A 19,830-nucleotide genomic window follows, 5' to 3' on the forward strand; every position below is an offset into this window, starting at 1 on the left:
AAATCGCAGAGCCGTTGACAATACGTCATTTCACCCGAATTTCGCCAGCGCGTGATAATGCATTCTACGATTCAATAATCGATAACAAAGCCATTCTTGTTTAGTATTTTGAACTATTTTGAACCAAAACGACGTTTGTTAGCCGAAAAACAGAAAATGGCCTTTGGTTCAGTGAACCAAAGACCACTTCCTGTATATAACGAATCAATATTCTCAATCAGAATCACTACGCGTCAGATCAACCTTTCAATTGTTGTTAACCTCGGATTAATTCGTTACACCTTCACGTCCAGAATGCCTGGACGAGGAGTAACACCAAACGCTTGTGCCAGTGTGGTCAGCTGTTCGTCCGTAATTCTCTGCCGGATCTCGTGACCAGCAACCAGCATATACACTTGGGCTGCCTTCTCGATGGTCTCAATCAGACCAAAAGCTTCGTCAATCGTTGTGCCTGTTCCAAAGATACCATGTTGCGGCCAGATGACCGCGTGGTATTCTTTCATTTTCTCAGCCGTTTCGCGGCCAATCTCGTTCGATCCAGGAATCATCCATGGAATAATGCCAATTCCATCCGGGAATACAACCACACACTCCGTGCACATCTGCCAGAGGGTCTTGGTGAATTTTGCTTCATCCAATTCGTGGATAAACGTCATGGCCAATACATGAGTGGCATGGTTGTGCATGACAACCCGGTGGTTGGGGTCCAGCTTCAAACGTTCAATATGGCTCATGAAATGTGTAGGCAACTCACTTGTTGGGTTTGCCCCCGACTTCAATCCCCAGAGCACTTCCAGCTCCTGACCATCTTGCGATACACGTAGCAACCCCAGGTTGCTCTCGGGATCAGCGAGTACATTTTTAAAATATTTGCCCGATGCCGTCACAATAAAATACTTGCCTGCTAGCTCTTGCACCGAAAATGCCGGTTTGATCTTGCGAATCACATGATGGATATCGATATATTGGGCTACTTCCTCTTCCTCCAGCAGATAGCTGACATTACCACCATTGCGCTCATCCCAGCCATTTTTCCACATATGTTGTGTAATCTCAGCCATCTCACGGACAAATGGAATATGGAAACCTGCAACCTGTGTTGTGTCATTCGTAAGGGTCACGTTCATGATCAATCTCTCCTTATATTGAAAATCATATGGCTTGCCACGTACATAGTAAGTTCTTTATTTCACATTCATTATACCTTTGTTTATCTTTGATAGTCAATAAAAAACACAGAAATATACTTTTATTTATTTTTGTTTAGTTTTGTTTATTTGAAAATAAAACAAAAAAAATACCCCACCGGCGTCCGGCGGGGTCAGTCACACATCTATTTAACACGAGAAGGGGTTTACAAGAGTTATCATACCTCCGCTACCTTAATAGAAGCTGAAAGCGAAATAAAAAAAGCATGAAAACATATATCCCCGGTGGACAGAAATTTGAGTGCCTTCTTTTCAGTCAGTACATCTATCTCTCTGTCCAAACGCTTTCGTCAATTCTAACATATACTATTCTAGCTTTTCTCAGGAAAAGACATTCATATAAAAGGAGATGAACCTATGGCAGTCCTTTCTACAGGCCCGATCGAGAACAATCTCTCCGGTGGCAGCAGGCCTACACAACAAGTCACCATCAAAATGGTCAACACCGATTCCATCAATACGTCCAATGTACTCATTCAAGGTTATTTCCTGAATGGAACGAGGACCTTATATGTGCTTCAATCCGTTAATCTGACCCCCGGGCAAGTCTTCTCTCAAACCTACTTTGCCAACCTGGATGGATACGAATATGTATTCACAACGGGTGGAGGCGCAGCTGCATTAACTGAAATTTCAGTGTGGGGAAAAGACAGCACCGGGCAAATTGTCACCGCACATCGCATTGTTTCGAATGAACTAGTTCTATAAAAGGGGGGAAACCAGATGCCCTCAATCCCTGTCCTTTGCTGGTCGAGGGTTTCTTATTTTCGCAGCACATACGATGGATGCATCTTTCCTGTCGGTTCATAACGTTCATCACCTGTATACTCAAATCCCAGCTTGATCAAGATGTGACGTGACACTTCATTATCCGGATGATGCCCGGCAAACAGTGCCTTCACGTTCATTTTGTCAAAGGCATAACCAATTGCCGCCCGTGCCGCTTCCTGCGCATACCCTTTGCCCCAGTGATCCCGGGTTAGATGAAATCCCAATTCATACATATCCTCTTCTGAAGAATACGGACGCAGGCCACAGCAACCGACAAACACCTCCGTCTCTTTCTCAAAAAGGGGCCAATATTGCACTCCCGCTTCCTTCTGCCTTTGAATCTCCTGTGTTAATCGCGCTTCTACTTCATCCTCACTCAGAAATCCCTTGCTGCTAATCCATTTGGCAACCTCATGATCGCCCCACAATGCAAACGCCAGCGCACGATCTCCTTCGTTCCAAGTCGCACATTCCAACCGTTCCGTTTCAAATAAGATTGTTCTGTTCATCATCCACTAACCTCCTGTATGCCAACACCAATCTGCGTGCCGCCTATACCTTAAATTAATCGAATGACCGTCAGGATAAACAACATTTATATTTGTATACGTTCATACCTTCTAATCACACTTATAATTGCTTAGCCAATTCCTCAAATTGATTGATGTGAGGCTTGATCTCTTTCTCTACACTTTTTATGAAGGAACTAAATTGCTTAGGATTATACTCATCTCCAACACCAACACTTTTATATATTTTTCCCTTTTGGTATGTAAACGAGAAGAAATAGTTATTCTTTAATCCATTCAAAATATTTCCGGCATCTCCCAAGATCTTAAGACTCATTTTCGAATCTTTGTAAGCAAAATAATATGGCGGATCATATTCTCCATTTCGTACATCATAGCCTGCAATCCACTGATCTTTTGCAAATGTCCCTGTTTGGATTCGCGATTCCAGCATATCTCCAGTCAATGCTATTTCGTTAACCTGAAGTTTACCTTTACCATCCTTTTTGTCATTCCTCCAGTTCCCATCATACTTGGACTCTGTAATACTGTCCTCTCCGCGTGTTATAACTTTATATACGCCGTGTCCCGAACGTTTCCCCTGTGCCCAGCTTCCTTTGTAGGTTTTGGTTTTCCCCCAGGTCATGGTTCCATTCCCGTGAGGTTTTCCATTTTTGGTCTCTCCATAATATATAGCCCCATTGCCATACTCCAGAGTAGCCAACTCAGTCGCAGCCTGAGCAACATGTGGTAACAGAATTACAGACAATACTAAGGTTATCCCCAAAATACAGATGAACATCTTTCTAAACATCAAATCTCCCTTTCTCTCGCTGTATAAGAAATTCATTCTTATAACAACCTATTAATCAAATAATAAGACTCTAGTATAATATCACTTTCAATCCAGAAGGTTCCACATAAAAAAAGAAGACCCCTGCCGACAAGATGTCCGACAGAGGCCATTCCAATCCAGTCCACATCAATTACAAATCTGCTGTGGCAAATTGAATTGTTCCGGAAGCTGCGCCGCCAAGGTTAGCTAACAAGGCAAAAACCAGAACTCCACCTGCAGAAATGGTAAGACTGCTGTTTACAGGAACAACGTAAGTGACTACTGGTGCATTAACACGTGTAATCACGAGAGATACCGGAAAAGGTCCAAAGTTGTTCACTGTAGCGCTGGCATTGGTGCCTCCAGCCAAGTTTTCGTAGTAAGACTTACCTACACCTGCTGGAAGATTGTAAAACTGTTGCGGTAAAAGGATGGCCATCGAAATCACCTCCTTTTGCTGTGATACGGTATTCTATGCTTGAAATCTATTAAAGCAACGGTGAATTACCAGCGTCATAATGTCCAATTTTGATAGACTTCATAGATTGATAGACGACTGTACGCAAAAAAAAGCCCCACCGGACCATCCGGTGAAGCCAACTAAGCTTACTTTAATATTACAGGTTTAATTACGCATACAGCATGAAAAAGTTTAGTTCATGGCCCTGCTGCTTGAGATAGTTATACAGCTGTGAACGGTGATGGAATACATGTGTTACCGTTTCAATCTGCCATTGAACCTGCAAGTGACCATGTTCCATATAAAAAGCTTTTGTTGAACGATTCAAAAAGTCATCTTCACTCAATCCCGTAATATAGGCTTTGTAGGATTCGAAATTGCTCCATAACGTTGCTTCAAGCTTCTCAATATCCTGAGTCCCCGACAGGCTATTCTCTACAAGCCCAACCTCAGCTTCACCTTTTTCCTGCATAATGGCAAGATCGGATGCGGTAATCTGGATAAAGTGATGCACAAGCTCCACCAATGAACGCATATTCTCCTGTGGACGATACGACCAATCCTCCGAACGGATCAAGCGAATTAACGAAGCCCCCGTCCGTACGCCTGTTTCCAATTCATTTAACAAGTGATCCCGAATCTGCAATGTTCCATTCATATATGATGTCTCCCTTATCTTTTATTCTCACGACTTCAGTATAACCGAAGGTGCTACAGATCTATTGTACAAATCGGACAACATTCTGCCATGCTCCCTGGCTGCCGTCAACGGAGTCTCTCCATAAAAATTGCGAAATTGCCGAATCAGATGGGCTTGGACAAAAAATCCATGATTCTGGGCAAGCATTGCCCAGTCTGCCGTGTTCCCCTGATGAATATCGCTCAACACACGATGAAAACGAACCACCTCACTGAATCGCTTGGGGCTGATTCCTACCCATTCCGAGAACTTGCGATGCAGCTGCCGCTCACTGATTACTTCACGCATCGCCAGCTCTTGGACACTCATACGTCCCCCATCTATAAAGATGCGGTGCAGCACGTTTTTCATCAAATTGTTCTCCGATGTGCTTGCCTGCACGGGAAACGGACTCAAGTACGCATTCATAACCTCTACTCGCTCTGCAAAACTATTCGTTTCGGCCATCCGTTCCTGAAGCTCGTTCAGCTTCTCCGGCCAACATTCCTGAAGGGCAATTCGCTTATCCGTAAACCACTCCAGAGGCATGCCATGGAAGACATGCGCTCCACCCGGGAAGAACCGGACACCAAAGGTGTAGTCTCCAGCAGGGGAACCATCATCGGATGGCTCAGGTACAGCAAACGGCTGTGTATAATTGCCACAGTAAGCATAGGAGTGCTCTGAACAGACTGGGTCGTATGTAATCAGCATGTCCGTGCAACCATCCGGCAATACCCGGGCAGGTGCCGTCGTCATCGATCGCTCTGGACCTTCTCTATTAGCAACATCCTCATGTGTGTTCGGAAGAGATCCTGATTCCCAATAACAGGCCACATAAGCCATCAAGCCGGCAGCAGGTATTTTCTCAACATAATAACTGTTAGGGTACGTTCCATTTATCTGAATAGGCTTAAACAACGGGTGCAGGCTGTGTTCCACAATTCCATCCTCCGATCACTAGAGTTGGTTACACATTATGTATTCATCTATCATACCACCAACCGAAGAAATGAAGAAAAAAAGTGCCCTACCGGAGGACAATCCGATAGGGCCAGTCACACATCTATTTAACACGAGAAGGGGTTTACAAGACTTATCTTACCTTCCCAACCTTAATGGAAACTGAAATTGGGATGAAAAAAACATCAATTTTTCTTATAGTGTATGTCCGAAAAGAACGTTTTTGAACAACCTCTTAAAGTGTCTTGATCAGTATGGACGCAATTAACACGGATGCTGTTGTGACCGTTGTGAATCCACCTACCAGCATCGGCGTTAAAATCTCATCGAGGATGGCTTTGCGTTCATTTTCATCACGTCCAACTGAACGGCTTACTTCCTCACAGATAATGTAGTCCCCCGGAAAACCGAATAGTGCAGTCAGTGCCACAGGCAGACCTTTAAGCGGGTCCCATTTGAACAGCTTGGAGCCAACAAATCCACCGATCAGCACCCCGATTACACCGATTGCGATAATGAACAACACTGGAATAATGGAACTAACCACCGCATCAAAAGTGATCGACTCCATACTTGTCATAACGACTACGATCAGACCTATCATGGCAATTCCCGATGTACTTGCTTTATCCAGAATACGAGATGGGAACAGTCCGATCAGATGTCCCAGAACCCCGAGCAACAGAGCCCAGATACTGTAGCTAAGTCCGGTTACATTGCCCAGATAAATGGAGAGACTACCCATAATGAACAAGAGCAACAGCAGGATAGGTGCGGTCTGGAATCGCTGTGGAAGGAATGTTTTGGCATTCTCTTCTTTAATGTTCACATGGCCTTCCCCTGCAACCTTGTTCTCAAAAGCACCCTGCTTCTGCAGTTTTAACGCATATCTGCGCAACATATTGGTTGCAATCGGCATCCCCACGAGGGAATGAATACCCAGAATAACAGCCGGAATCGTAATCAGATGACCCAGGTTCATCTCTTGCAGCTTCGTGGTTGTGATCAGATAAGAGATAATGCCACCGACAACCGGACTTGATCCGGCAACAGCCGTAGGATAACCATAGAACGGTGATACGATCAACAGGATCAGACCTGTCGCCGTGAGTGATGCGAACAGTGAGATCAGTATTGCTTTATATTGGGAACGTATTAATTTCAACGGTATTAATGTCCCCATGTGTACAATCAGCGGAGCCACCATGAGAGCCCCGAACGCCGTCAGAGCAGAACTGGAGACCACTCCTTTAGGAAATAACCCCGCCCAGTTCAGCAGCAAATATCCGATCAGAATAACAAGCAAGGAAGGAATTCGCGCTTTGGACCAGATCGAAACCAGTTCCCCTATAGCTAAAATAACAAGTAATACTGTGGCGATATATATCGGTTGACTAAACATGGTGGCTTCTCCCCATTCTCTATGTTGTCAGTTCAGTACACGTGGAACCATCTTTCTTATTTCAAGCGTTCACCTGATAAATAGACCTGTTCGATATTCTCTGTGTGTTCGAGCAGTCCAATATCCGTCAACGGATTTACATTCAATACCAGCAGATCAGCAGCTTTGCCAGGTTCAATCGTACCGATCTCCGCTTCCATCTGCATCGCTCTCGCCGCATCTCTTGTTGCAGCTACGATCGCTTCCATCGGCGTAAATCCAACATCTTCAACAAGCAATCGCAGTTCGAGTGCATTCCCGCCATGCTCAACAGGTGCACACGTGCAGAAGTCTGTCCCTACTGCGATGGTTACGCCTGCCTTACGCGCGATAATCATGTTCTCAATATGCTCCTGATATACACTTTTGGCTTTGCGAATACCAAATTCGGGAACACCGTATTTATGCCCTTCTTTGATGATCCGATGTACAATGGCTAGCGTTGGAACCAGAACCGCCTTTTGATCCAGCATCATGCCAATGCCTTCTTCATCAATGTAGATCCCGTGTTCAATGGTGCGTACGCCCGCTTCCAACGCATTTTTGATCCCCTGTGCACCTTGCGCATGTGCAGCCACATAAGACTGCACCGCTTCCGCTTCATACACGATTGCCTTCAGCTCATCCATGCGGAATTGTGACCAGCGAGGGTCATCTTTCTCCGAAAGTACCCCGCCTGTGGAACACACTTTAATGAAATCTGCCCCTTCACGGAACTGCGTGCGTGTTGCCTTAATGACTTCCGGAACGCCGTCACACACGGTGAAGATATTCAGTTCCGTTGGAATCATATGGATATCTGCATGCCCACCCGTCTGAGAGAGCATATGACGGGAAGTTTTAATCCGCGGCCCCTTCACCACACCTTCCTTGATCAGATCGCGAATGTATACAGCAACATGGCTACCCACATCCCTGACGGTTGTAAAACCCGCGTTGATCAGCTTCGGCAGATCCTGAAGTGCTCTCCCCATTTGAAGTTCATTGGCTTCCAGCGCCACCGCAGCCATATTCAGATTTTTGGCCCCGTGCACATGTACATGAGCATCGATTAATCCGGGCATCACCGTTTTGCCTGTTACATCAACAAGCTTGGCATTTTCCGGGATTGGAACGGCTGCCTTCGCACCCGCAGCTATGAATTTCCCGTTCTCAACCAGGACCACACTATCGGAAACAGGCTCTCCACCTTGTCCATCGATTAACAATGCACCTGTAAAAGCAGTAATTTGAGTCATCTGTACTCCACCTCATTTTCAGACTTGGTTGTAAGTTCAACTAAAGAATATTCACACTCCCACTCCGATGACAGAATAACCTTCCGATCGCTGTTATCCCCAGATTTTTTTGATTCCCTTCTCCAATGGGAAAATCCGGGGATAGCCTATGCTTCCGAAGTAGCTTTCTTGCGAAAGCTTTTAGGCGAACGCTTTGCTTCTTCACGTTATTTCTGTCCTCTCCGTTCTCGTGTAAAAAGTTAAGTTGAACTTAAATATTACGTGTACATGTTCGATTTACAGCTCTACTGTTGTACTACAATGAAATTGTATCGTGTTAAAGTTAATGACATTATATAAGTTGCAAATGTATAATGTCATTGTTGATAGCAACAGCATTTTAATATTAATTATGGTGATATACACAATACAAAATATAAATCACACAGCATAGTGAAGATCATGTTATATATGTAAGTACTTTTCCATGTGAACACGAAGGGGGGACGTTTGCTATGATTCATGAAGCGGTTCGCTCATTTATGGTTCAGGTCTTTGGAGCTGCTCCGTACGGAATCTGGATCAAGGATGAATACGATTTCCAGTGGAATAACTGGCTGCGTGAAGGAGAGGTACCTGAATATACAGATCAAGAACAGATCGAGTCTTCCTGGAAGATTCTCAGGTATACGTTTGTTTTTTTGTCCAATATCAACATTCGTGTGGTTATCGATACCCAGAAGCAACTTACTCTGCTACAGAGTGAACGTCTGGAGTCTTTGATTCGGGAAGGACTGCTGAAGCAGCAGATTGAGATGGAACGTGCGCACAATGATCGTTGGTTGACCGGACTGCGGGAGCTGACCTGTTCCCTGGAGCTGAACGACTTGTTACTCAAAATCATGGAGAATGCGCTGCATGTCATCCCCTCTCTTTCCTGCGGACTGTTCATGATGGTTGATCCGGACTCTGGCAAGATGATTCCTAGAGCCAAGGTCGGTTTTCAGGATAGTGTCTATCAGTATCAAGGCGAGCTGGATGAGGGAATTACGGGAAAGGTCTACGAGGAAGGCATTGGCCGAATGTATAGCACACCGGATGATGCCTTTAAGGATATGGGCAATGTCAGTCAGGAGAATGCGAATATCATTGTAAGTTCACTGCCAGACGGTATTATGGCTAAAGGACTTATCGCCGTTCCCGTGACCATGAACACCCACAAAATCGGGGTGATGCTGGTATACCAATTTGAACAAAACAGACGATTTGCCCCGCATGATCTGAATGTAATGCAGGGGTTTGCGGATCAGGCAGCCATTGCCATCTCCAACGCCACCATGTATTCAGAACTGCTGGAAACGAATAGATATCTCGTTAGCCGCAATGAAATCCATAATCAATTCACGGCACTTTCCATTGAACATGTGAGCCTCGGTCATATCATTGAGACGGTTGGATCGATGCTGAAGCTTCCCACCTATTATGTGGATATGGCGAGAAATGACTGGTACCCGCTCCTCCCGGAAAGTGTCTTGCTAAGTGAGCTCGATATTTATACCGCTCTAGACAGTCAGTTTAACCCTATCACCTTATCCGGTGGAAATGATCATAGCGATTATTACCTGTATCCCATTGTGAATGGATCTCTGGTGCTTGGCTGTTTTGCCATCCAGTTAGATCATCCATTAGGCCAGTTGGATCATGTGATTTTGGAACAAGGCGGAGCTATTGTAATGCTGGAGATGGTGAATACCTACTCACTCACCGAGATGTCCTATCGGAAAAACCATGATTTTTTCAGCGATCTCGTGCAATATCGAGAACCACAGCAGTTGGAGGCACGACTTTCCAGCTTTCAGTTGCCAGCCCATCAGTCCTTGTTCGTCGCACAATTGCAGCTCTATGGGGAACATCCTGATATGAAAACAACTGAAATTTGGGTGCGCAAGTTGATTGGCTTTATCGAAAAGGAACTAGGCACCCGTGAACATCTATTGTTCAGTGCACATCACAAAATTACGATTTTGGCTGCTGCATCCGAGCCCAAGGTCAGACACTGGATCATCAGCAGGCTGGAAACGGCTGTGGAGAAATGGACCACCTCCAAAACTCCTGCCCTATCCATCGGTATCGGTGGACTTTATCAAGGACTTGAGTATGTGTCCAAAAGCAATGATGAGGCTACACGCTCGTTGTCCTTTTTGCTGAAACAAAACAAAGCTGGCGTGATGCTCTACGAAGAAATCGGGATCAATCGGCTGTTTCTGAATCAGGAACCTTCCGATATCGAGAATTACATTCATGAAATTCTGTCCCCTCTTCAACAGCAAAAATCAGGAGAGCTTGAACTCACACTCAAAACCTATATTGCTGCGAATCGATCTGTGCAAGCCACAGCAGAACGTTTGCATATTCATACCAATACGTTGTATCTGCGCCTGCGCAAAATAGAGGAGATTCTAGGTATTGATCTGAACGATTCCGAGGGTTGGATGAAGGTGTATCTGGCATGTCATTTAAGCGAAGTATACTCTGTTGCTCCTACCGCGAGTGGAGCATTAAAATTGTAACTCCATCAATTCAGTCCGTGCAGTTTGCGAAAACGCTCTGGACTCATGCCTGTATGCCTTTTAAACATCGCACAGAAATAACTGGCATTCTCGTAACCCACCAGATCAGCAACTTCATATATTCGGAGCTCTCTATCACTGAACATAAGTTGTTTGCTCCGATTGATCCGTTCCTGGTTCACGTAAAATACAGGTCTGGTATGGAGCGCCTTCTGAAAAAGCCTGCACAAATATTGGGGAGATACCACCGCCACATCGGCCAGTTCCTTCAACGAAAGTGAACGGTCCAGATGTTCTGCGATATAACGCAGCACAGGCTTCAAACGCTCCAGTTCATCATTATAATTGGCGGATGCAATGAGTAGTGGCTTCAGATCCAGCAGCAGGGCATATAATTGTTTGGAGCATTCCACATCGTAATCTGCGTAATCCGTAGTATCCCCATTCTCTCCTCTAACCAGAAGTTGCTCCAGGCCACGCAGCAGCGTGGCTGTCCTGAGTCTGCATACGCGTGAACCGGTTATCCCCGCATAAGATAATAACTGGCTGGCTTCTCTCCCCTGAAACGAGACCCACGCCAGTTCCCAACGGTCACTGATGGGCATATATCGATGCGGGACATCGGGATACAGAAAGAAAACGTCACCCGGTCCAACGATATACTCGTCTTCTTGTATAATCAGTCTCCCCTGACCATGAATAATCTGGTGGATCTGATAATCCGGGAATCCCTCTGGACGCTCGGTTTCATATTGGTGTTCCCAGTAACCAACCGTGGTCATATAGATCGGCAGGCGAGCAGCTTCTTCTGTTTTACCAAAAAAAATCCGGGTATCCATCCAGTACACCACTTTCTTCATCGTTAGTTTCATATTGTGATATATATGGGCAATATTCTTTATTCTCTAAGTCATCATTCAATTCTATAATGACAATATTATAACATTTCAGAAGGAGTTGCTGTTATGCGAAAGAAACTGGTACACACCCCTCCGGCAAATGGATACCCGGAATGGAACAATAATCCCGAGACTTTTCAAGTAAACCGTCTACCCGCACATGCGTCTATGGTAGCGTTTCCATCTATAACAGAAGCATTGTCCAATGATTCCAGCGCATCGCCATGGTACGAATCACTGAATGGTCAATGGAAGTTTGCCTTTGCGGAGACACCGGAGCAACGGATTACATCCTTTTATGAGAACAACTATGATGCCAGTGACTGGGACGAGATCGCCGTTCCTTCCAACTGGCAGCTGCAAGGTTACGATTATCCCCACTATACAAATATGACGTATCCGTGGGTCGAGCGTGAGCCTGAATTGAAGCCACCATTTGCACCAACAACCTATAATCCTGTGGGTTCGTATATCCGTACGTTTACGGTTCCTGCAGACTGGAAAGACCGGCCGGTCCTGCTGCACTTTGAGGGCGTTGAATCTGCCTTTTATGTATGGGTCAACGGGGAACTCGTCGGTTATAGTGAAGACACGTTCACGCCCGCAGAATTCGATATCACTTCGTATCTAACGGAAGGTGAGAACAAGCTCGCTGTGGAGGTATATCGCTGGTGTGATGCGAGCTGGCTGGAGAATCAGGATTTCTGGCGGTTAAGCGGCATCTTCCGTGGTGTATACCTGCATTCACCTTCACCAGTTCAGATCGCCGATTTCTTTGTTCGTACTGAACTGGATGACGCGTATCAGGATGCGGAGCTACTGCTGGACCTGAAGTTATTTAATCATAATGCCGCGCAGACCCCTACCGGATTGTCCGTTCAGGCACAGCTCTATGATGCACAACAGCAGACTGTACTGAAGCAACCACTTACTGCAGCCGTTACTTTCCAGGGCGAGGATGAACTTTCATTCCAGTTGTCAGCAGAGGTTATGAAGCCGCTACTATGGAGCGCTGAGTCCCCTAACCTGTATACACTTGTGCTGTCCATTCAGGACGAATCAGGCGAAACACTGGAGGCTGTTCGCAGCCGGATCGGATTCCGCAAGTTTGAACTGAAGGACGGCCTGATGCAAATCAATGGCAAACGCATTGTGTTTAAAGGCGTCAATCGTCATGAATTTTCCCCGGATAAGGGTCGAGCCATTGGGCGGGAAGACATGATCCGTGACATCGAGTTGATGAAGTCCTATAACGTTAACGCCGTGCGCACATCCCATTATCCGAATCAGTCACTCTGGTACGAACTGTGTGATGAATATGGCCTCTATGTCATTGACGAAACGAATCTGGAAACTCACGGTACCTGGGAATATGGGCAAAAGGAAATGAACGAGAACAATATTCCCGCGAGCAAGCCCGAATGGCGTAATAACGTAATCGATCGCTGTAACTCGATGTTCCAGCGGGACAAAAACCATGCGTCCGTTATTATCTGGTCTCTGGGTAATGAATCCTTCGGCGGCGATAACTTCATCGCCATGTACGATTATCTGAAACAGGTCGATCCAACCCGTCTCGTTCATTATGAAGGCACCTTCCATTATCGCCCCTCCGATTCGGCAAGTGACATTGAATCGACGATGTATATCAGCCCACAAGATGTGGAGCAATACGCGCGCATGAAGGGTCCGAAAAAACCTTATATTATCTGCGAATACAGCCATGCCATGGGTAACTCTTGTGGAGGTCTGCATCTGTATTGGGATTTATTCGATAAATATGATGTGTTGCAGGGTGCATTCATCTGGGACTGGGTTGATCAGTCCATTCGTACCACTACGGCAGACGGTGTAGAATATTTCGCTTATGGCGGCGATTTCGGTGAATCTCCTCATGATGGCAATTTCTGCGGGAACGGACTCATTCTGGCGGATAAGACGGTTACACCGAAGCTGGAAGAAGTGAAGAAATGTTATCAGAACGTTCGTATGGAGGCTATTGATATAAAAGACGGCCTGCTGCGCATCCGAAACCAGTTCCTGTTCACGAATCTGAGCGAATATTCGCTCGTATGGACAGTAACACACGATGGTGTATCTGTAGAGAACGGTACGCTGGATATCGCAGTACCTCCTGGCGAATCGGCTGAAGTCCGTATCCCATATACGCCATCGTCCGATCTGTTCCACGAAGCGGTGCTGACTGTATCTCTGGTTACGAAAGTTGCAACCAAATGGGCAGGAACAGGTCATGAGATTGCCTGGGATCAGTTCATGGTATCTCCGAGATTGCGTCCAATAATCCAAGCGGTACACCAAGAGCAAGGCAATGCTCCGCAGGTACAAGATCTGCAAGATGAATTGAAAGTGGCTACAGGCCAAGTCACGTTGAGCTTCAATCCAGCTACTGGCGCTTTAACGTCTTATCAAATCAACAATCAAGAGCAATTGCTCGCACCTGTCCGGCCGAATTACTGGAGAGCCATGACAGACAATGATATGGGGAACCGCCTGAATGAGCGTTCTGCCTTCTGGAGAGATGCTCACGCTACCAACAGATTAATTCGTTTCGAGCACAATGCAGACGAGCAAGGCATTCTCGTGACGACCGATTATACGTGGGATCAACATCCGGGATGCACACTGTCCATCACATACCGAATTGATGCGGATGGTGTATTGGAAATCTGTCAATCCCTTATTCCAGGCGTAGGCTTACCTGATCTACCGGAATTCGGTATGCTGCTACAACTGAATAACCGCTTGGATACAATCTCTTGGTACGGCAGAGGCCCGCATGACAATTATGCAGACCGTCTAACCAGTGCACGTCTCGGCTATTACACAGGTGCGGTTCGAGATCAATTTGTTCCATATCTGAAACCACAAGAGTGTGGTAACAAAACGGATGTACGCTTCGCTGAAATAACGTCAACGGATGGTCAAAGTGGCCTGCATGTAGAAGCCACCATACCATTTGAAATCAATGCGTTGCCGTGGACACCGGAGGAACTGGAAGCAAACGACCATGTGTACAAATTACCTCAGAGCACACAGACTGTCGCCCGCATCAATTACAAACAAATGGGTGTTGGCGGAGATGACAGCTGGGGCGCACGTACCCACGCTGAATACACCTTGCCAGCCAACCGCGCGTATCACTTCACCTTTACGGTAAAACCTGTATAACATCAAGCAAGCACTGCCGGCATGCTGCCAGCAGTGCTTTTTTTGTATTCATACAATCTTACATTATTGAAAGATTCGTGAAAGATAGATACATAGGAGTTACAACCAACATTGATTATACTTTAAACCAACAAGATGCTGACAATGAATATATAAAATAAATGGAGGGGTTACAAATGGATCTAATACAGATTATAGGCAGAATATTGCCTATCTTAGCTATTGCATTGGCTGCGGGAGTTGTTGTAATCGGTATTACTTATTCCGTATATATTGCATACAAAAAAAGAGGGGGTAAACGAAGCATAGCCCGCAGGCAATTTATAGCGTCATTTTTGCTCTTGGGTTGGTTTGTTATTGTCATGACTTTAACCACATTTAGCAGAGGAGCTAATTATGAGGGTTGGATCAATTTAGAGCTATTCAGTGGCTATATAAATGCATGGAATCAATGGTCGTTGAGCGAATTCCAGCTCATCATTTTTAACATGTTGATGTTCGCACCACTCGGTTTCATACTTCCGCATATCGGAATGAAAACGCGTCACGTTAAGCCCGTGCTACTCATATCGCTGTTGGTAACGTTGGGTATCGAAATTTTTCAAATGAGCACCGGCAGGGGGATATTTGAACTTGATGATATTCTACATAATACACTAGGTAGTGTGGCAGGATATTTGTTGATGAGAGCGATCCTCGACAGTGTTGAGCAAAGAAAGATCACCTTAAGATCACTATGGAAGGCACTCTGCATACCACTAGTTTTTACGATGCTTTTTTCCAGTGCTTTTATCATTTATCACAACAAAGAACTTGGTAATCTCTCCATACGTCCAGCTATTTCTCAAAATATGAATCAAGTCGAAATCACGCTTAACACAAGGTTACCTGATGAGGCCGAGAAAGTGTCTCTTTATCGCAGTAGTGAAATTCACAACCTGGAATATGCCAAACGAGTTGCCTCTCTAATGAAGGATTATTTTGAATTACATCAGAAAGGTAGCATATCTATTGATGGATACAACCGAATTTGGACTTTTCTTGACAATACGGGAACAGAATATACCTTTAATTATGACGTCAGTAGCGGCACATGGTGGCTGGCATCTAATATCGAAGCAAGCACTCCTGTAAAACCGGAAGATTTAATCAAACAAGGACAAGAGTATGGCAGTTGGTTGACTCAGAATGACTTATTGCCTAAGAAAGCGATATTCAGCACGCAAAATGGAGACACGGTTCGATGGGATATCGAAAACACAGTTACAGATATCGCGAAGGGTGACAGCGATTATGATACCGGACTAATTATGATTGTCCCATCAGCAGAACCTATGATTCCTCAGAATTTATTTTACTCTATGAATAAAAATATTTATGTGCGAGTGGTTGATATTATCAGTCCGGCTGAAGCATACGAAGAAATTCCCAAGGGAAACTTTTCGATCTATAACAACTTAAAGAAAGGAGACAAACTACATGTGAACAAGTATGAACTGACTTACACCTATGACTCAAAAGGTTATTATCAGCCAGTTTATCGATTCGAAGGAGAGATTAATGGAGAGCATTGGGATGCTTTGATCCCAGCAGTAAAGAATTGATTTCAGCTTCTACGTGTCTTGATGCATGAGTTTGAAGTTTTTCATGAGAACATTATAATAAATGGGGTGCTAGAACGTTGAAATTATTTTGATTACGAGGTGAGAATTTGCAATATCCGTTTACCGCTCTTTTCATTCTTGGTTTTATCGCTTTCTTGGGATTTGTTGTTGGGATGATCCTATCTATTTGCAAAGGCAATAGGTTCCCGATCAGATATATTTTTCTAACGACGGCTTGTTTTGCGATTGCTTCAATAGGATTGTATGGCATGCTGACTTTATCTTCGAACCCTACTCAGTCTGAAATAGATCAGGCGGTGGAACACGAATCAAGTGACGCTACAACAGAAAAAAATCCGGCTACTTCACCCCAGATTAAACTTTCTGGCCTCCATATGACTACCGATGAATTTAAAAACAAGTTTAATGGCGCCGTAGGCAAATACCGACTGAATGGGTTGAGTATTACCCGCTTGAATATGAATAACTCTTCTGAGCAGGGCACTGGCGCTTTCGAGTATATATTCAATGATGAATTGCGCTTGGTTGGTGTAGTGAATGCAGATGAGAGCGTACAGGAAGTCCGGTTATATGGAACTGGTGATACGAGCGAACCAACGGGTGGAGTTTTTTTGACCGCTATCGCCACACTCATTCTCACAACCAATAGTGAGTACACGTATAACGATGCACAAGATGTCATCCAGGATATTGGTCTATTGGATCGCGATGTGAATCAGTCTGATTTTGATGAAGCGACGGTTCGAAACAGATTGGAATATCGCTTCAACGTACAGGATCATGATCACTCGACTTTTGAAATAACTGTTGCGAAATAAGATACGATTGTGCAAAAAGGCCGCTCCATGAAGGAACGGCCTAACGTATGATATATGTACTTTAGAAATGGTTTAATAGTTGCCACCAAACCAATGATGAACACCTCCCGAATGCGAGATTCACTCAAAAGTTACAGTCTCGCTTTGATTGTTCCAACTCATTTTAAAGGTAATCGGGTCTTTCGTTTTCTCCGCCTCAGTAACCGTTCCCGACATACTAAACGGTACCCCTTGTTCCTCAAGCGCTTTCCCCTGTTGTTTTATATTATTGCCGGTAAGGTCAAACACAAAATCTTTTATACGCTTTTCATCACCTATATAAGTAATCCTATAGCTCCCTGTCGATCTCTGAAGAGACACATCCCAGTTACCGCTTTTTCCATGTAGCCTATCATCCGCACCACAAGCTGAGACAATAGATAAAAGTAATATAACACAAAGAATGATTGGCAGTTTAAATAATTTCATAAAATCCCTCCTTTTAGGAATATACCCAAAAATGTGAGTTATGATATTTGCTAATCATTCCTAAGCATCTACTCTAGTATAATGTGTCTTACCTTTGAATCACATGACTAACGATCTTCTGAGCATCGTATTTAACCCATCCCAACAGTGCTGAACCCCGAGATGTTTGCCAAGGTAACCCTACAAAGTACAGCCCAGCAACCGGTGATACGCCTCTCTCGTGTATAATTACACCTTGGGCATCAAAAGCAGTATTGATATCGATCCAACTATCATTTCGTTTGAACCCAGTCGCCCAAATAATATTGTCTACTGCTGTCTCACTACCATCCTCATACAGGATGCGATCATCTATTGCATTAATGGCACGTGGGCGCAGGTTAATTTTGCCCTGGGTCATCAACTCTTTTAACTCATAGCCATAGACGTACTCTGGCTGATTTCGCAACCATTTTCCAACCATATGGTCTGCACTTGCACGTAATATTCCGAGCTTTTCAAAATACCAGAATATACTTCGTCTCATAATATGCAAAGGCCTAAAGGTAATATTTCGAGCTATGGATATGTATACGGTTTGTTTATCATCTGATGTTAACTCTACGGCGATTTGGGCACCTGAATTCCCTCCACCTACAACTACTGTTGTTCCAGGAAGCAATTGAGACATATTCTTATACTCTGATGAATGAAGCTGAATTACACTCTCGGATAATAATTTCGCAAAATGAGGCACATTCTTGGTCTGGAAAGGCCCCGTCGCAACGATAATATTGTGCGCTTCAATCATTCCATCATTGGTTTCAGCATAGTACACCTTATCTTGTTTCGAGAGACGCGAGATTTCACAGTTTAACTTTATAGGAAGATGCATTCTCTTGGCGTAACTTTCAAAATAATCTGCAATTTCATCTTTGCTTGGCAGGCCATTTTCATTCCCCCTAAGCGGCATTCCCGGTAACCCATCATACATTCGTGGAGTAAACAGATGCAAGGAATCGTACCGTTTACGCCAAGACTCCCCGACAGATGAGGCAGCGTCGACAATTAAAAAGGTTAACCCCGACCTCTGAAGATAGTAACCTGCTGCCAAGCCTGCTTGCCCAGCTCCGATAACCAATACATCATACATATGTCTCATCTCCAATATCATTTACGTATTAATATATGAGTACTTATTCATATGTATATTTTACTTAACAACTGTCAGTTTAGCAATAGATGCAAAGATCAGTACTTTTTTCAAGAAAATTTAATATTAAAAAGACTCCCTCACGGGAGCCTTTACTCATTGCAGCGTAGGTTGCATATAACTTAACTTTGATGCTAAGTATGATATGTTCTTTCGTTCGTTCGTTAGTTATTACCTGGTGTATCGATCAATGTCATCGATCGCAGATTGGTGCTCTCTTCTATGGTAATCTTCATGCTGACGAACGTCGTTCTTTAACTTTGCTAAGAATCCCCATCCCATAAAGGCAAGTAAAAGCACGGTAATCAGTGCATAAGCAAAGCTATATAGATTCATAAAAAAGTTGATAAATATTGCAGCGAGCATCAAGCCCAGAATCAACAATGTCCACTTTGTACCCTTTCTCAAATCATTTCCTCCTCAAGTCGTTACTGATTAAGCTCTCTATGTATCACAGTACATACGAAACCATAGGAACGAGGTTTCAATCACAAGGCTTCAAATCTGCATTTAGAGCGAATTACCGAATCTTTAATTAACATCAGTTCCCAGAGAAACATCTAATGTGCCAGACATCCCTTGCGCAGAAGAGGTACTTACATAATACAAACCCGTCGACAACGCTTTGTCACTATAATATGTATGCTCTTTTCCATCTGCTGGAACACTTCCAGACGTTATTGCGGTTCCACTAGTAGATCCTTTATTAATCGTGAACGTGAAGTGTTTCGAACCCGTGTTTTTAAAACTCACCTTCACATAACTAAATCCTGCCGGAATATCAAACCGATGCGTATTTGTAGTACCTGCGAAATTCTCATTATTAATTACTGTTAATGGAGTTGATGGAGTATTTATAGGTTCATTTGCTTTTACGAATCTTCCTTCAGAATTGGAAGTGAAATTATAAATTAAGATGATAACAGCAGTAGACAGCAAACCTGCCACTATCATTTTTCTAATATATTTAATGATATATGACCTCC

18 protein-coding genes are annotated in these 19,830 nt (G+C 44.3%); 5 read left to right on the plus strand and 13 right to left on the minus strand.

What is annotated here, in order from left to right:
- Window positions 1–275 precede the first annotated feature (275 nt).
- Window positions 276–1,127 carry a rhamnulose-1-phosphate aldolase gene (gene rhaD, locus NSQ38_RS29125; protein WP_339785595.1) on the minus strand — a complete coding sequence of 284 codons (852 nt, stop codon included), beginning with the start codon at window positions 1,125–1,127 and terminating at the stop codon, window positions 276–278.
- Window positions 1,128–1,565: 438 nt separating this feature from the next.
- Here rhaD and NSQ38_RS29130 point away from each other — a divergent pair, with 438 nt between their 5' ends.
- The gene (locus tag NSQ38_RS29130) at window positions 1,566–1,916 is read left to right on the plus strand and encodes a hypothetical protein (protein WP_339785598.1); all 351 of its coding nucleotides are present in this window, start codon (window positions 1,566–1,568) and stop codon (window positions 1,914–1,916) included.
- A 53-nt stretch (window positions 1,917–1,969) separates the two neighbouring features.
- On the opposite strand, the gene NSQ38_RS29135 is transcribed toward NSQ38_RS29130, so the two are convergent.
- The 7 genes from NSQ38_RS29135 to NSQ38_RS29165 form a co-directional block, all read right to left on the minus strand.
- On the minus strand, window positions 1,970–2,491 hold the full coding sequence (locus NSQ38_RS29135) for a GNAT family N-acetyltransferase (RefSeq protein WP_339785601.1): 522 nt from the start codon (window positions 2,489–2,491) through the stop codon (window positions 1,970–1,972).
- A 118-nt stretch (window positions 2,492–2,609) separates the two neighbouring features.
- Window positions 2,610–3,302, minus strand: a complete 693-nt coding sequence (locus tag NSQ38_RS29140; RefSeq protein ID WP_339785603.1) for a hypothetical protein — start codon at window positions 3,300–3,302, stop codon at window positions 2,610–2,612.
- A 172-nt stretch (window positions 3,303–3,474) separates the two neighbouring features.
- Window positions 3,475–3,762, minus strand: a complete 288-nt coding sequence (locus NSQ38_RS29145) for a hypothetical protein (RefSeq protein ID WP_339785605.1) — start codon at window positions 3,760–3,762, stop codon at window positions 3,475–3,477.
- Window positions 3,763–3,952: 190 nt separating this feature from the next.
- Window positions 3,953–4,441, minus strand: coding sequence for a DinB family protein (locus NSQ38_RS29150; protein WP_074093953.1), 489 nt, complete (start codon window positions 4,439–4,441; stop codon window positions 3,953–3,955).
- 27 nt (window positions 4,442–4,468) lie between these two features.
- Complete coding sequence (locus tag NSQ38_RS29155) at window positions 4,469–5,404, minus strand: helix-turn-helix domain-containing protein (RefSeq protein ID WP_339785608.1); 936 nt, start codon at window positions 5,402–5,404, stop codon at window positions 4,469–4,471.
- A 256-nt stretch (window positions 5,405–5,660) separates the two neighbouring features.
- Window positions 5,661–6,827, minus strand: a complete 1,167-nt coding sequence (locus NSQ38_RS29160) for a hypothetical protein (protein ID WP_339785611.1) — start codon at window positions 6,825–6,827, stop codon at window positions 5,661–5,663.
- 56 nt (window positions 6,828–6,883) lie between these two features.
- The gene (locus NSQ38_RS29165; RefSeq protein WP_339785614.1) at window positions 6,884–8,104 is read right to left on the minus strand and encodes an amidohydrolase family protein; all 1,221 of its coding nucleotides are present in this window, start codon (window positions 8,102–8,104) and stop codon (window positions 6,884–6,886) included.
- Window positions 8,105–8,598: 494 nt separating this feature from the next.
- Here NSQ38_RS29165 and NSQ38_RS29170 point away from each other — a divergent pair, with 494 nt between their 5' ends.
- On the plus strand, window positions 8,599–10,653 hold the full coding sequence (locus NSQ38_RS29170) for a helix-turn-helix domain-containing protein (protein ID WP_339785617.1): 2,055 nt from the start codon (window positions 8,599–8,601) through the stop codon (window positions 10,651–10,653).
- A gap of 5 nt (window positions 10,654–10,658) precedes the next feature.
- Here the strand turns inward: NSQ38_RS29170 and NSQ38_RS29175 are convergent, their stop codons facing one another.
- Window positions 10,659–11,525 (minus strand): AraC family transcriptional regulator, encoded by an 867-nt coding sequence (locus NSQ38_RS29175; RefSeq protein ID WP_339785620.1) that lies wholly within the window; start codon window positions 11,523–11,525, stop codon window positions 10,659–10,661.
- 93 nt (window positions 11,526–11,618) lie between these two features.
- Between NSQ38_RS29175 and NSQ38_RS29180 the strand changes: the two genes are divergently transcribed.
- From NSQ38_RS29180 to NSQ38_RS29190, 3 genes are all read left to right on the plus strand, one after another.
- Window positions 11,619–14,741: a glycoside hydrolase family 2 TIM barrel-domain containing protein gene (locus tag NSQ38_RS29180; protein ID WP_339785623.1), complete on the plus strand. Its 3,123-nt coding sequence runs from the start codon at window positions 11,619–11,621 to the stop codon at window positions 14,739–14,741.
- Between the two features lie 176 nt (window positions 14,742–14,917).
- The gene (locus NSQ38_RS29185; RefSeq protein ID WP_339785625.1) at window positions 14,918–16,345 is read left to right on the plus strand and encodes a VanZ family protein; all 1,428 of its coding nucleotides are present in this window, start codon (window positions 14,918–14,920) and stop codon (window positions 16,343–16,345) included.
- A 269-nt stretch (window positions 16,346–16,614) separates the two neighbouring features.
- Window positions 16,615–17,184: a hypothetical protein gene (locus NSQ38_RS29190; protein ID WP_339785628.1), complete on the plus strand. Its 570-nt coding sequence runs from the start codon at window positions 16,615–16,617 to the stop codon at window positions 17,182–17,184.
- Window positions 17,185–17,304: 120 nt separating this feature from the next.
- Here NSQ38_RS29190 and NSQ38_RS29195 read toward each other — a convergent pair whose 3' ends face one another.
- The 4 genes from NSQ38_RS29195 to NSQ38_RS29210 form a co-directional block, all read right to left on the minus strand.
- Entirely contained in the window at window positions 17,305–17,652 is a 348-nt protein-coding gene (locus NSQ38_RS29195) for a hypothetical protein (protein ID WP_339785629.1), read from the minus strand.
- An 88-nt stretch (window positions 17,653–17,740) separates the two neighbouring features.
- The gene (locus NSQ38_RS29200) at window positions 17,741–18,793 is read right to left on the minus strand and encodes an NAD(P)/FAD-dependent oxidoreductase (protein ID WP_339785631.1); all 1,053 of its coding nucleotides are present in this window, start codon (window positions 18,791–18,793) and stop codon (window positions 17,741–17,743) included.
- Window positions 18,794–19,015: 222 nt separating this feature from the next.
- Complete coding sequence (locus NSQ38_RS29205) at window positions 19,016–19,252, minus strand: hypothetical protein (RefSeq protein ID WP_339785634.1); 237 nt, start codon at window positions 19,250–19,252, stop codon at window positions 19,016–19,018.
- A 123-nt stretch (window positions 19,253–19,375) separates the two neighbouring features.
- Window positions 19,376–19,798, minus strand: a complete 423-nt coding sequence (locus NSQ38_RS29210; RefSeq protein ID WP_339785637.1) for a hypothetical protein — start codon at window positions 19,796–19,798, stop codon at window positions 19,376–19,378.
- Window positions 19,799–19,830 lie beyond the last annotated feature (32 nt).

The organism is Paenibacillus sp. FSL R7-0313 (genome assembly GCF_037969885.1).
In the GTDB taxonomy this organism is placed as follows: Bacteria; Bacillota; Bacilli; order Paenibacillales; family Paenibacillaceae; genus Paenibacillus.

Bases quoted from the DNA above. Each gene is read 5' to 3' on its own strand.
- rhaD (WP_339785595.1), bottom strand. From the start codon at position 1,127: ATGAACGTGACCCTTACGAATGACACAACACAGGTTGCAGGTTTCCAT.
- NSQ38_RS29130 (WP_339785598.1), top strand. From the start codon at position 1,566: ATGGCAGTCCTTTCTACAGGCCCGATCGAGAACAATCTCTCCGGTGGC.
- NSQ38_RS29135 (WP_339785601.1), bottom strand. From the start codon at position 2,491: ATGATGAACAGAACAATCTTATTTGAAACGGAACGGTTGGAATGTGCG.
- NSQ38_RS29140 (WP_339785603.1), bottom strand. From the start codon at position 3,302: ATGTTTAGAAAGATGTTCATCTGTATTTTGGGGATAACCTTAGTATTG.
- NSQ38_RS29145 (WP_339785605.1), bottom strand. From the start codon at position 3,762: ATGGCCATCCTTTTACCGCAACAGTTTTACAATCTTCCAGCAGGTGTA.
- NSQ38_RS29150 (WP_074093953.1), bottom strand. From the start codon at position 4,441: ATGAATGGAACATTGCAGATTCGGGATCACTTGTTAAATGAATTGGAA.
- NSQ38_RS29160 (WP_339785611.1), bottom strand. From the start codon at position 6,827: ATGTTTAGTCAACCGATATATATCGCCACAGTATTACTTGTTATTTTA.
- NSQ38_RS29165 (WP_339785614.1), bottom strand. From the start codon at position 8,104: ATGACTCAAATTACTGCTTTTACAGGTGCATTGTTAATCGATGGACAA.
- NSQ38_RS29170 (WP_339785617.1), top strand. From the start codon at position 8,599: ATGATTCATGAAGCGGTTCGCTCATTTATGGTTCAGGTCTTTGGAGCT.
- NSQ38_RS29175 (WP_339785620.1), bottom strand. From the start codon at position 11,525: ATGAAACTAACGATGAAGAAAGTGGTGTACTGGATGGATACCCGGATT.
- NSQ38_RS29180 (WP_339785623.1), top strand. From the start codon at position 11,619: ATGCGAAAGAAACTGGTACACACCCCTCCGGCAAATGGATACCCGGAA.
- NSQ38_RS29185 (WP_339785625.1), top strand. From the start codon at position 14,918: ATGGATCTAATACAGATTATAGGCAGAATATTGCCTATCTTAGCTATT.
- NSQ38_RS29190 (WP_339785628.1), top strand. From the start codon at position 16,615: ATGCTGACTTTATCTTCGAACCCTACTCAGTCTGAAATAGATCAGGCG.
- NSQ38_RS29195 (WP_339785629.1), bottom strand. From the start codon at position 17,652: ATGAAATTATTTAAACTGCCAATCATTCTTTGTGTTATATTACTTTTA.
- NSQ38_RS29200 (WP_339785631.1), bottom strand. From the start codon at position 18,793: ATGAGACATATGTATGATGTATTGGTTATCGGAGCTGGGCAAGCAGGC.
- NSQ38_RS29210 (WP_339785637.1), bottom strand. From the start codon at position 19,798: ATGATAGTGGCAGGTTTGCTGTCTACTGCTGTTATCATCTTAATTTAT.